Raw genomic sequence first — 12,385 nt, 5'->3', positions numbered from 1 at the left:
CCCCTAAGCTTAGCCGCGTGGGAATGGAGGAACTGGGCGGATACCGCCTGATCGAGGAGCTCGGTGCGGGCGGCATGGGCGTCGTGCACCTGGGCATCGACGGCGGCAACAGCCCCGTCGCCGTCAAAGTGCTCCACCCGCACATCTCCAGCGATGAGACGGCACGTCGCAGACTCGCCCGCGAGGTGAGGACACTGCGGCGCATCAAGCACCCGCGGATCGCGGAGGTGCTGGACGCAGAACTCGACTCCGACCGTCCCTTCATCATCACCGAGTTCGTCGACGGCACGACGCTGTCCGAGGATGTGCGGGGGAACGGGCCGTTCCAGGAGGACGAACTCGTCCACTTCGGCCATGCCCTGCTGGACGCCCTCAATGCGGTGCACGACGCCGGCGTCATCCACCGCGACCTCAAGCCCGCGAACGTCATGATCATGGACGGCGAGCCGATGGTCATCGACTTCGGCATCGCCCAGGTCGCGGACGAGGTGAAGGTCACGGCGACGGGTCTCGTCATGGGAACGCCGGGCTACCTCAGTCCGGAGATCGCCGACGGCAAGCCCTCCAGCGAGAAGACCGACTGGTGGGGATGGGCGGCGACGATGGTGTTCGCCGCGACGGGTCGCAACCCGTTCGGCTCCGGTCCGCTCGAAGCGGTGCTGGGCCGCGTGGCGATGGGCAGAGCAGACCTGGAGGACGTGCCGGCGCGGTTCGTGCCGCTCCTGCGCGCCTGCTTGGAGCCCAAGCCGGAACGCCGCCCGTCGGGAGCGATGATCCTGCAGGCCCTCGTCGACATCGAATCCGGACGCGTGCCGGAGCTCGGCGGCGGCACCAGCGCGCAGATCCCCCGGGCGGACGGGGTGGGGTCAGCCGGCCCCTACCCCGGGCAGCCGCGCGCGCAGAACGGGCCACCGCAGACCGCCGTCGGCATGCCGGCGGTCGCCCAGCAGAGCGCCGGACAGCACGGTGGAGCCGCGGTCAGCTCACGCGGCGCGCCGATGGCTGGTGCGCCGATGGCAGGTGCGCCGGCAGACGCACCGCCCGTTCCGTCGGCGAACGGGCAGGGTCCTGCACAGCATCCGGGTGAGCGCCCCTACGGTGCTCTCACGCTCGACGAGGCCGCACGGCAGCAGCGCGGACAGTCATCGCCCAACGGATACGCAGGGGCTGCCTACGCCGGTGGACCCTACGGGCCCGGACAGCCGGGGCCGCAGGGACAGATGCAGCCGTACGGCCAGGGCCAGCCGCTCGACGCGCCGGCCTATTCGCCCTACTCCGCCCAGGGGCGCCGACTGCCCGGTGCCGCGTGGTTCCTGCTGGCACTCAATCTCTTCGCGATCGCGTTCACCGCGCTGGGGCCGCTGCTCGTCGCCGCCGTCATGCTGCTGTGGCAGGTCGTGGCCAGAACCGCCGGGCGCCTCCGTGCGGCGCGCCGGCGCAGATTCGTGGAGTACGGACCCCAGGCGGCCACAGGCTGGTCGGCAGTCGCTCGCGCCCCCGGTTCAGCCCTCGCATCGATCCTCACATCGACGCTCAGTCTCATCCTCCCGACCACTGCGGCGGTCGCCGCAGCCGTCCTGGCCTGGCTGGACGTCGTGGGGATCGTGCCGGAGGGGCGCAATGCGGAGTGGAGCCTCTGGTGCGCGGCACTGGTGTTCGGCGTGGTCCTGTGGCTGGGGCCCGGATCGCAGAACCTGCGTCTGGGCTCACGGGTGCTCGTGTCGCCCCTGGTGCGGAGTCCGCGAGCGGAGTGGACGGGGGCGATCGCGCTCGTCGTCCTCGCTGGTCTCGCGTTCACCACGGTGCTGGGCGGGGCATCGGCCGTGTGGTGGCCGTCGCCGGAGAGCCCCTTCGAGATCCTCCCGGAGCCCGGGCTGTGAGCTCACATGTTCTGTGAACAAGCTGACAGCGGACGACTGAACCCGGGATGTAGCCTCGTACTGCAAAGATTCAAACATCAACGATCATGAGGGGCCATGGCGAATCATCCGTCATCCAAGGACCGACGCAACGCCGCGAGGGAGCAGGCGCGCCAGATCGCCGCAGCGCAGGCGAAGAAGGAGAAGACGGTCAAGACCATTCTCTACGCCGGCATCGCCGTGGTGGTCGTAGCCGTGATGGCCGTCGTCGGAACGCTGGTCTGGCAGTCCTCGCGTCCCGTGGCGCCGCCGCAGGCGATGGTCTCCGGCACCCTCGCCTTCGCCGCCGCAGATGACGGGATCCAGGCCGTGCAGCCCGCCGGCGAGGAGGAGGGGGCGGACGTGTCCGACCTGCCCACCGTCGCGGACTCCGGTGCGGCAGAGGGGGCGTCCGTCGTCAAGGTGTACCTCGACTTCCAGTGCCCCGGCTGCAAGGCCTTCGAGGAGGCGAACGGTGAGACGCTCACCAGCCTGGCCGAAGACGGCTCGATCGTCCTCGAGTACGAGCCCGTTGCGATCCTCGACCGCATGTCGGCCGGCAACCAGTACTCGACGCGCTCGGCGAACATGGCAGCCTGCATCGCGGACTCCGGTCAGTCCGCGCTGCTCCCCGACGTGATGCTCGAGCTCTTCGCTCAGCAGCCGGGCGAGGGCCAGTCGGGGATGGAAGACGACCAGCTGCTGTCGATCGCGGAATCGGCAGGCGTGGACGTCGACGCCGACGTCGCCCACGAGGATGCCGCGACGGTCCGCGACTGCGTGACGGAGGTCGCCTTCGACCGCTACGTCGAGAACAGCACGCAGGATGCGCTGAACAGCGAGGGCGTGCAGGGCACCCCGCACATCACAGTCGACGGAGAGCCCTACGAGGGCGACTGGTCGAACCGCGAGGCATTCGCGGGGGACCTCATCCGCGCCTCCGGCCAGAACTGAGGCTCCGGCTCATCTCTGCGACGGTCGGAGGGTGCGCCCTCCGACCGTCGCGGTATGCGCCGCAGCGCGCCATCGTCTAGACTGAGTCGCCGTACGCCTCCTTAGCTCAGCTGGCCAGAGCATCTGTCTTGTAAACAGAGGGTCATCGGTTCGAATCCGATAGGAGGCTCCGCTTCCGCAGAGCGCCTCACCCGTGCAGGGTGGGGCGCTCTGTGCGTCGGCGGAGGTTGTCGTTCTCGAACCGATCGGCGATGCTGATGCGCATGACCCATGAGAGGGGCGGACCGGAGCGCCCGCACCGTTCATCGTCGGCGGTGCTGCCCGGGCGCCGCACCGTCCGTGGACGGGTCCTCGCGATGATGCTCGCGTTCATGCTCGTCGGACTCACCGCCGCAGGCACGGTCACCTACACATCGCAGTTCGAGACGCTCGAGGACCGCGTCGATCTGGAGCTGCGGCAGGAGATCGACGAGCTCACCCTCCTCGCCCAGCAGTCGATGGACCAGTCGCCCGCAGGTCTTGACCAGCTCCTGAAGTCCGCGACGGCCGCGGTCGTCCCCGGCCAGTACGAATCCGTCCTCGCGCTGGTGGACGGAGCACCGCGCTACCAGCCGGACGACCTGCCCTTCTCCCTGTCGGACCAGGCAGTGCTCGAGCAGATCCGCGGGCTCCGCGTGCCCGGTCGGACGGTCTTCGTCGACCTCACCGTCGACGGGGAGATCCATCGTGCTGCGGTGGCGTCCGTGACTGTCGCCGGAGATGACCGTGAGGGCACGTTCGTCGTCGCCAACCGGATCTCCGTCCAGCGGGATGCGATCTGGATGTCTGCGGGGATCTTCGCGGCCACCTCCTTCGGAGTGCTGCTGCTCGCAGCGATCGCCGGACATCTGGTGAGCGGGCGGCTCATGCGTCCGCTGGGCGAACTGCGGGAGGCGACGGAGTCCATCACCCCCGACGACCTCGAGATGCGGGTCACGGTTCCGGAGGCCGATGACGATGTCGCCGCCCTGGCGCGTACGTTCAACACGATGCTGGACCGGATCGGCGACGGATTCGTCGAGCAGCGGCGCTTCATGAGCGATGTGAGCCATGAGCTGCGCACCCCTCTCACCATCATCCGCGGGACCTTCGAGACCACGGACCCGACGGACCCCGAGGACGTGTCTGAGAGCCGGCAGATCGCGCTCGAAGAGGTCGAGCGGATGGATAAGCTGGTGACCGATCTGTCGACGCTGGCGAAGGCTCGGAGGCCCGATTTCATCCGTACCGCACCCGTCGACCTGGAGCGGTTCGGGCCGCGTGTCCTCGCCCGCATCGAACACCTGGGAGCGCGGGTCTGGACGCTGGAGTCCGATGCGGACGGCACCGCGCTCGCCGATAGCGATCGCCTCATCCAGGCGGTCGTCCAGCTCGCGGCGAATGCCGTGCGGTTCAGCGCGGAGGGCTCAGCCATCCGCCTGCGCGTCACGACTATCGGCCGCCGACGGCTCCCAGGCATCGCCGATGCGGGACCTCGCAGCATTCTCATCAGCCTGCGGGATGAGGGTGCAGGGGTGCCGACCGACAGGCTCGATACGATCTTCGAGAGGTTCGTGCAGGTGGACTCCGGGAGCTCCGTATCCGGAAGCGGATTGGGGCTGTCGATCGTCCGGGCGATCGCGGAAGGTCACGGCGGGCGCGTCCACGTCGATTCCCAGCCCGGGGTCGGTTCGGAGTTCTCCCTGATCCTCCCGCTGTTCGAGGTGCCGCCGGTCCCATCCGTCCCACCCCGGCCCTCGGCCCCGTCCCCACCCGACTCCAGGAGGTACGCATGAGGATCCTCGTCGCCGAGGACGAACCGCGCATCTCGCGATTCGTCTCCCGCGGACTCAAGGCCAGCGGCTACACGCCGACCGTCGTCGACGACGGCATCACAGCCCTGGACTACGCGAGCAGCGGGGAGTTCGACCTGCTCGTCCTCGACGTCGGCCTGCCGCGGATGGACGGCTTCGCGGTCCTGCGCACCCTGCGCGAACTCGGTTCGACGATCCCGGTCATCATCGTCACGGCGAGGGACTCCGTCGAAGACACCGTGCACGGGCTGGAGGGCGGGGCGGACGACTACCTCTCGAAGCCGTTCCGCTTCGAGGAGCTCCTCGCGCGCATCCGGCTGCGTGCCAGACCTGCCGGTGCGAACGGCGCAGCGCCGGCGGAGTCCTCCTCGGACGCGCTGGTGGCGGGCGACCTGTCGCTGGACGTGCGCACCCGCACCGTCGCGGTCGCCACCGATGGCGGCACTCGACAGGTCGAGCTGAGTGCGCGCGAATACTCGATGGCCCTCATGTTCTTCGAGCACCCCGGCCAGGTGCTCAGCCGCGAGCAGCTGCTGTCGCGCGTGTGGGGCTACGACTACGACGGCGCGTCCAACGTCGTCGACGTCTACGTCGGGTACCTGCGCAGAAAACTGGGTGCCGAATCGATCGCGACCGTCAGGGGCTCCGGGTACCGGCTCGTCGTGCGATGAGAGATTTCTCATCCCCGCTTCACCGCCGCTTCACACACGATTGACACAGTGGATGCCATGAAGTCGGTGCAGGTCCCCTTGCTGGTCGGTGTCGTCGGCCTGGTCGCCGCCGCCGTATTCGTCATCGTGCCCCTGACCGATGACAACGGCGCTACGAGCCCGGGCATCAGCGTCGGCGAGACGACTGCACCGGCAGCGGTGGAATCCGAATCCAGCGGCGAGGGTGCCGTCCTCATCCGGAATGAGGACGGCACCGTCACCCGTCGCGACGCCGAAGACCTGCCGACGAGCAGTGCCTCGCTCGAGGAGAAGCCCGTGCCCCGCCCCGCAGGCGACGGTGGATCCGGCGGCAGTGAGTCCGGGAGCAGTGAATCCGGAGACAGCGAGTCCGGGGACGGTGGAGGTTCCGGGGGCGGATCCGGTGAGGTCTGCGAATGGGACGACGGCGAGTGGGAGTGCGACGATGATGACGACGACGACGATGATGACGATGATGATGACGACTGAGGGGTTCTCCGCGGGAGGTGGCCGGGCGCTAACATAGAGCGGTGATTCCACAGAGCACTCCCAGCGCGCACGCGGCAGACAGCACGCAGACCCACGGATACCTCGATCGCTTCTTCGAGATCTCCACTCGCCGTTCCAGCGTGGGTCGGGAGGTCCGCGGCGGTGTCGCCACCTTCTTCTCGATGGCGTACATCGTGGTGCTCAACCCGCTGATCCTCGGCACCGTCGCGGATTCTGCGGGCGAGTTCCTGGGCGGGGGCGACGTGCCGAACCTGCCGGCGATCGCCGCAGCGACCTCGCTGGTCTCCGGCCTGCTGACGATCCTCATGGGGCTCGTGGGCAACTTCCCGATGGCCGTGTCGTCGAGCCTCGGCCTGTCCGCTCTGCTCACCTACGGCATCGTCGCGCTGCCGGGCATGACGTGGGCGGACGCGATGGGGCTCGTCGTGATCGAGGGGATCATCCTGCTCATCCTCGTGCTCACCGGGTTCCGCACCGCGATCTTCAACGCGGTGCCGCCGGAGCTCAAGACCGCGATCAGCGTGGGCATCGGTCTCTTCATCGCCATGATCGGCATGATCAACGCCGGGTTCATCTCCTACGAGGGCGGGCCCGGATTCCAGCTGGGCATGGGCGGCTACATCTCCGGCTGGCCGTTGGTCATCTTCCTCATCGCGCTCTTCGCGCTCTTCGTCATGTGGGCGTCGGGACTGCGCGGTGCGATCCTGCTGTCCATCGTGGGCGCCACGGTCCTCGCCCTGGTGTTCGAGGCGATCTTCCACGTGGGGCCCCAGACCGGCGACGACGGCGAGCCCGCGAACGAGCACGGCTGGGGACTCTCCGTCCCCACGCTGGACCAGCAGTGGCTGTCGCTGCCGGACTTCTCCGTCCTCGGCTCCTTCAACCTCCTGGGATCCTGGCAGCACATCGGCATCATCGCCGCGGCGCTCGCGGTCTTCACGATGCTGCTGGCGAACTTCTTCGACCTGCTCGGGACGATGGTGGCGGTCGCGAAGACCGGCGGGATCGAGGACGTGGACGGTGAGATCCCCCATTCCAGGCGGATCATGGTCGCAGACGCGCTGGGCGCGATCGGCGGCGGCATGGGCGGCACGTCGTCGAACTCCGGCTTCATCGAGTCGACCGTGGGTGCCGGCGACGGTGCGCGGACCGGACTGGCGAACGTCGTCACCGGCGTGCTGTTCCTCGTGACGATCCTCCTGGCCCCGCTGGCCGCGGTCATCCCGACGGAGGCGGCGGCGCCCACCCTGGTGCTCGTGGGCTTCCTCATGATGCAGCAGATCACGGACATCGACTGGAAGGATCTGGAGCTCGCGATCCCGGCCTACATGACGATCGTCATGATGCCGTTCTCCTACTCGATCACGAACGGGATCGGGGCGGGGTTCCTCACCTACGCGATCATCAAGATCGTCCGCGGGCGGATCCGCGAGGTGCACCCCCTCATGCTGCTCACGAGCGCGCTCTTCCTCGTCTACTTCGTGTCGGGCCCGCTGCAGGACCTCCTGGGCGCGGCCTGACGGCCAGCCCTGCCCACGCCAGTCCCACCCACGCCGGACCTGCCCCGGCAAGCCCTGCCCCAGCCAACACCGCCCAAGCCAGTCCCGCCCGGGTCAGTCCTGCCCCGGATCCTGCCCGTCCGCGCCGCGCACGCGCGTGAGGGTGGGCAGCTTCGGTTCCAGCCCGTCGCCGCTGGACACGCCACGCAGCCGGCGCGATACCCAAGGGGCGAGGTGGGTCCGCACCCACGTCGTCTCCTCGGCCACCGCCTGCCGCACGGGACGCCCTGGCCGCTCCGGCATCGCGAAGCCGCGGCGCGTGGCCGCCGTGCCCTCGAGCGTCGCGAGTGCCTGCCGTGACACGAGCTCGTGCCCCAGTGCGCTCAGGTGGATGCGGTCGTCGGCCCACATCTCAGAGCTGTAGAGGTCGCGCAGGCCCCACAGGTCGAGCATGTGGCAGCCGTGCCGCTGGGCGATCGTCCAGAGGTGGCTGTTGAAGATGGCGACGCGGGACCGCACCGCACGCAGCAGGGGCGACGCGGTCTCCGTGTCGTAGCCGGTGGCCATGAGGACCTCGACCCCGGCCTCGCGCAGCCGGACGACAGCGGATTCGATCTCTCCCGCCAGCGCGTCGATGTCCGTGTATGGACGCAGGCAGTCGTTGCCGCCGGCGACGATGCTCACGAGGTCCGGTGCCAGTTCGAGGGCTCTCGGCAGCTGCTCGGTCAGCACCTGGTCGGCCAGGCGGCCGCGGATCGCGAGGTTCGCGTATGCGAGGTCGGGTGAGCCAGCCGGCGAGGTGACGAGCTGCTCGGCGAGCCGGTCCGCCCATCCGCGGAACCCGTCGCCGGGGTCGGTGTGTTCGGAATCGGCGGCGAAGTCCATGAGTCCTTCCGTGAAGGAATCGCCGATCGCGACGTAGCGTGAGAAGCGTGCTGCCACTGTGATCTGCCTCCTGATCGAGGTGGTGAGGGGAGCCATCGGGCCACTCCGGACGATACCGTTGAGGTACCACCGGATCGTTGGGTCACCACCGATCCAGTCCAGCGCAGCATCGCCACACAGGAGGCGCCGTGTATCGATCCGTACCCGTTCCGACCGTGCGAGACCTGGCCGTCGTGGGTGCCCGCATCCTTCCCGTCGCGGATGCCGCGGGCCGTCGGGCCGCGCCCATCGACGACGGCGTGCTGATCGTGCGCGCCGGCCGCATCGCTGCCGTGGGCACCGCCGCCGAGGTCCCGGTCCCGGACGGCATCGACGTCGTGGACGGTGCCGGGATGGTGCTGACCCCGGGCCTCGTGGAGGCCCACGGGCACCTGGGCGTGCACGAGGACGGCGAGGGCTGGTCCGGTGATGACACGAACGAGATGACGGTCGTCAATGGTGCCGCGCTGCGTGCGCTCGATGCGATCAATCCCGCGGAGCTCGGCTTCAAGGATGCGCTGCGCGGCGGAGTGACGAGTGCTGTCATCAAGCCGGGCTCGGGCAACCCGATCGGCGGTCGCACGACGGCGATCAAGACATGGGGCCGCGTGGTCGACGAGATGGTGATCCGTGAGGACGTGTCCGTGAAGTCCGCGCTGGGGGAGAACCCCAAGCGCGTCCACGGCGACCAGGGCCGTCTGCCGTCCGTCCGCATGGGGGTGGCTGCGGCGCTGCGCGAGGCGTTCGTCGGCGCGCAGAACTACGTGGCGGCGCGGGCCCATGCTGAGGCGGAGGGGAAGCCCTTCGACCGCGATCTGGGCAAGGAGACGCTCGCCGCAGTGCTCGCGGGCGACCTCGTGTGGGACCAGCACTGCCACCGTGCCGATGACATGGCGACGGCCATCCGGCTGTCCGAGGAGTTCGGCTACCGCCTCGTCATCAACCACGGCACGGAGGGGCACGTCCTCGCGGACTTCGTGGCGGAGAAGGGGATCGACGTGATCGTCGGGCCGCTCATGACGAGCCGGTCGAAGGTGGAGCTGCGCGAGCGCACCCTGGCGACTCCGGCGGCACTGGCGAATGCGGGCGTGCGCATCGCGCTCACGACCGACCATCCCGTCATCCCCATCAACTTCCTCATCCATGAGGCATCGCTGGCGGTGAAGGAGGGCCTGGACCCGGTGGTCGCACTCGAATCCCTCACGATCAATCCTGCTGTCATGATGGGGCTGGATGATCGCGTCGGCGCTCTGGCACCGGGCCTCGACGCGGACTTCGCGCTCTGGACGCAGGACCCGCTCGAGCTGGACGCGCGTGCCGCACGCGTGTTCGTCGACGGGCGCGAGGTCTTCCACTACGACGAATCGACGGGGATGGGAGAGGTCGCCGACCCGTTCGGCACCACTCGCATCGCAGAGCCAGGAGGCAGCACACCGCAGTGATCGAGGACGACGGCCCCCGCAGCACCTCACACTCGAGGCGCGTGGACCCTGAGCAGGGCTCAGGGTCCCCTGAGGCGATTCCTCCCACCGGCCCCATCGATCCCACCGGTCACAGCGGTGAGGCGGGCACCGCTCCGACGGGCGGGCGCCTGCCGCAGTCGGAGGCCGGCACGGCGCCCACCGGCGGTCACCTCCCGCCCTCCGAGGCCGGGACGGCAGCCACGCGCAGGGTGGGCTCGCAGCGGGCGCGGTCCGGGACCTCGGGCGCGGATGCGCAGGGGTCGCAGCGGGCACGGGTCAGCGGACTGCTGGGCCGATCGAAGCAGTCGGGGTCGGGGAACGCCACGAGCGCGGCGCGCGCCGCCCAGCGGATCGCGCGGCGGGCGGTGGAGAAGATCGTCGAGGACCCGTCACCCACGACCCAGCCGATCCCGATTGTCGCGGTGCTGCGGGGCACGCCGTACTCCGCACCCGTGCAGGCGTCCGCCAAGAGCGAGGACGAGGCGCGGATGATCCTCGACCTCGCGGTCGACATGGGGCAGATGATGCTGCGCGCGGGTGCTTCGTCACAGGACGTCGAGGTGTCGGTCATCGCGACGTGCACCGCCTGCGGACTGTCGACGGCGGAGGTGGACCTGACCTCGAACTCGCTCACGGTGCACTACACCGACCCCGAGGGCCGGATGGTCACCGTCATGCGCGTCAACCGCGAGGACTCCGTCCACTTCGCGAAGCTGTCCGCCTTCCACGCGCTCGTGACCGACCTGGTCGACGGCAAGATCGACTACGAGCGCGCCCGCGAACGGCTCGACGCGATCCGCAAGCAGAAGCGCCCCTACCCGGAATGGCTGGTCGACATCGCCTGGGGCGCGCTGGTCGCCGGGGTCGTGAACCTGGTGGGCGGCTCGCTCATGTCCTCACTGCTGGGCTTCTTCATCGCGATCGGCAATCAGCGGTTCGGCGCACTGCTGAACCGCACGGGGATGCCCGGCTTCTTCATCACCGTCATCCAGGCCACGACGATCACGGTCCTGTCGATGGGGGCCGCGACGCTCGACGTGATCGCCAGACCGCAGTTCCTGGTCGCGGCGGGCATCATCCTCCTGCTGCCGACCATGGCGCTGGTGTCCGCGGTGCAGGACGCGCTCACGGAGTTCCCCCTCACCGCATCCGGTCGGGCCATCTCCGTGGGATTGACGTTCGCCGCGATCGTCGCCGGCATCGCCGCGGGCATCATGATCGGACGGGCCGCCGGCCTGCGCACGATCGAGGTGATCCTGCCCGGCACCGGCACCCAGTTCCTCACGACCCTGCTGTCGCTGGTCGCCGCGCTGCTCGTCGCCGCGGGCGGTGCGATCGGCATGCAGGCGCAGAAGCGTCTGATCATCCCCGCGGCGGTGATCGGGCTCGCGGGCTTCGCGGTCATGGTCGCCTGCCTGGTCGCCGGGATGAACGGCATCCTCACGAGCTTCGTGTCCGCGACGCTCGTGGGCCTCCTCGCCCGTCCGGTGGCCCTGCGGTTCGGCGCACCGGCGATCGCGCTCGTGGTCCCCGGCATCTACCCGCTGCTGTCCGGCCTGTCGATCTTCAACGCCGCCTTCCTCATCGTGCAGCCGGAGGAGTCTGTCGGGCTCGCCCAGGGGCTCTCGTCGCTGTTCACCGCCCTCACCGTGAACGCTGCGCTCGCTGTGGGCGCGGTGTTCGGCACGTTCCTCGCGACCTGGATGCCGTACGGGCAGGGCCGGCGCGCGAAGGCCGTCGACACGGCGGTGGACAAGGCGGAGACCGCGGATACCGCGAGCTTCGACCGCAGCACCCCCACGGATACCGAGAACCGGTACTGAACCTCAGGCCTCCAGCCGCCAGTCGACCGGCGGTGCTCCCATCTCCTCGAGCAGCGCGTTCGCACGCGAGAACGGCCGTGACCCGAAGAATCCGCGCGAGGCGGACAGCGGGGACGGGTGCGCGGACTCGATGCGGGGGATGTCCGCAAGCCGCGGTCCCAGGGACTGGGCGTCCCGGCCCCAGAGGATCGCGAGGAGCGGAGCCCCCTGCTCCGTGCGCCTGGCCACGAGCGCCTCGATGGCGCGGTCGGTCACCTCTTCCCAGCCTCGGCGGCGGTGGGAGGCGGGCGAGCCCGGTGCGACGGTGAGGCAGCGGTTGAGCAGCATGACGCCCTGACTCGACCAGGGGCGGAGGTCGCCGGTCCCGGCGGGTGGGATGCCGAGGTCCTCGTGCAGTTCCCGGTAGATGTTCGTGAGCGACCGGGGCAGCGGTCTGACATCGGGGGCGACGGAGAACGACAACCCGATCGGGTGGCCCGGAGTCGGATAGGGGTCCTGCCCGACGATGAGGACACGGACCTCGGCGAGGGGCTCGCGGAACGCGGCGAGGACGTCTTCGCCTGCCGGGAGGTACCCGCGACCGGCCCGCACCTCTTCCCGCAGGAACTCGCCCATGCGATGGATCGTGGGTTCGACTGGGGCCAGTGCCTGCGCCCAGTCGGGGGCCACGAGGGTGTCCAGGGATACTGGTGAGCTCATGCGACCAGACTACGGCGACGGCGCAGCCGGCATGCGATCACCCGGAGTGCGGTGCGGCTCCTGGTCGGGTCGGCGACCCGGTGCCCGCTCTGTG

10 protein-coding genes and 1 tRNA gene are annotated in these 12,385 nt (G+C 69.5%); 9 read left to right on the top strand and 2 right to left on the bottom strand.

Annotated elements, in window-relative coordinates; all coding sequences use genetic code 11:
- Nucleotides 1–23 precede the first annotated feature (23 nt).
- The 7 genes from BJEO58_RS06425 (at nucleotide 24) to BJEO58_RS06395 (ending at nucleotide 7,403) form a co-directional block, all read left to right on the top strand.
- Entirely contained in the window at nucleotides 24–1,880 is a 1,857-nt protein-coding gene (locus BJEO58_RS06425; protein WP_246076163.1) for a serine/threonine-protein kinase, read from the top strand.
- Nucleotides 1,881–1,976: 96 nt separating this feature from the next.
- The gene (locus BJEO58_RS06420) at nucleotides 1,977–2,852 is read left to right on the top strand and encodes a DsbA family protein (RefSeq protein ID WP_101588653.1); all 876 of its coding nucleotides are present in this window, start codon (nucleotides 1,977–1,979) and stop codon (nucleotides 2,850–2,852) included.
- Nucleotides 2,853–2,947: 95 nt separating this feature from the next.
- Nucleotides 2,948–3,021 (top strand) — tRNA-Thr (locus tag BJEO58_RS06415).
- A 94-nt stretch (nucleotides 3,022–3,115) separates the two neighbouring features.
- On the top strand, nucleotides 3,116–4,666 hold the full coding sequence (locus BJEO58_RS06410; protein ID WP_101588799.1) for a sensor histidine kinase: 1,551 nt from the start codon (nucleotides 3,116–3,118) through the stop codon (nucleotides 4,664–4,666).
- The gene (locus tag BJEO58_RS06405; protein WP_101588652.1) at nucleotides 4,663–5,355 is read left to right on the top strand and encodes a response regulator transcription factor; all 693 of its coding nucleotides are present in this window, start codon (nucleotides 4,663–4,665) and stop codon (nucleotides 5,353–5,355) included. The genes BJEO58_RS06410 and BJEO58_RS06405 overlap by 4 nt, the downstream gene beginning before the upstream one ends.
- 57 nt (nucleotides 5,356–5,412) lie before the next feature.
- Entirely contained in the window at nucleotides 5,413–5,862 is a 450-nt protein-coding gene (locus BJEO58_RS06400; protein WP_144573895.1) for a hypothetical protein, read from the top strand.
- 41 nt (nucleotides 5,863–5,903) lie between these two features.
- Nucleotides 5,904–7,403, top strand: a complete 1,500-nt coding sequence (locus BJEO58_RS06395; RefSeq protein WP_101588650.1) for an NCS2 family permease — start codon at nucleotides 5,904–5,906, stop codon at nucleotides 7,401–7,403.
- Nucleotides 7,404–7,496: 93 nt separating this feature from the next.
- Here BJEO58_RS06395 and BJEO58_RS06390 read toward each other — a convergent pair whose 3' ends face one another.
- Nucleotides 7,497–8,363 carry an SGNH/GDSL hydrolase family protein gene (locus tag BJEO58_RS06390; RefSeq protein WP_087008820.1) on the bottom strand — a complete coding sequence of 289 codons (867 nt, stop codon included), beginning with the start codon at nucleotides 8,361–8,363 and terminating at the stop codon, nucleotides 7,497–7,499.
- 92 nt (nucleotides 8,364–8,455) lie between these two features.
- Between BJEO58_RS06390 and BJEO58_RS06385 the strand changes: the two genes are divergently transcribed.
- Complete coding sequence (locus BJEO58_RS06385; RefSeq protein WP_179207187.1) at nucleotides 8,456–9,748, top strand: amidohydrolase; 1,293 nt, start codon at nucleotides 8,456–8,458, stop codon at nucleotides 9,746–9,748.
- A gap of 41 nt (nucleotides 9,749–9,789) precedes the next feature.
- The gene (locus BJEO58_RS06380) at nucleotides 9,790–11,592 is read left to right on the top strand and encodes a threonine/serine exporter family protein (RefSeq protein ID WP_246076132.1); all 1,803 of its coding nucleotides are present in this window, start codon (nucleotides 9,790–9,792) and stop codon (nucleotides 11,590–11,592) included.
- 3 nt (nucleotides 11,593–11,595) lie between these two features.
- Here BJEO58_RS06380 and BJEO58_RS06375 read toward each other — a convergent pair whose 3' ends face one another.
- Nucleotides 11,596–12,291: a uracil-DNA glycosylase gene (locus BJEO58_RS06375; protein ID WP_101588648.1), complete on the bottom strand. Its 696-nt coding sequence runs from the start codon at nucleotides 12,289–12,291 to the stop codon at nucleotides 11,596–11,598.
- Between the last annotated feature and the right edge of the window lie 94 nt (nucleotides 12,292–12,385).

This window comes from Brevibacterium jeotgali (assembly GCF_900169175.1).
GTDB classification, from domain to species: domain Bacteria; phylum Actinomycetota; class Actinomycetes; order Actinomycetales; family Brevibacteriaceae; genus Brevibacterium; species Brevibacterium jeotgali.
The sequence above is the reverse complement of the archived record's forward strand: the minus strand, read 5'-3'. Positions and strand labels throughout refer to the sequence as shown.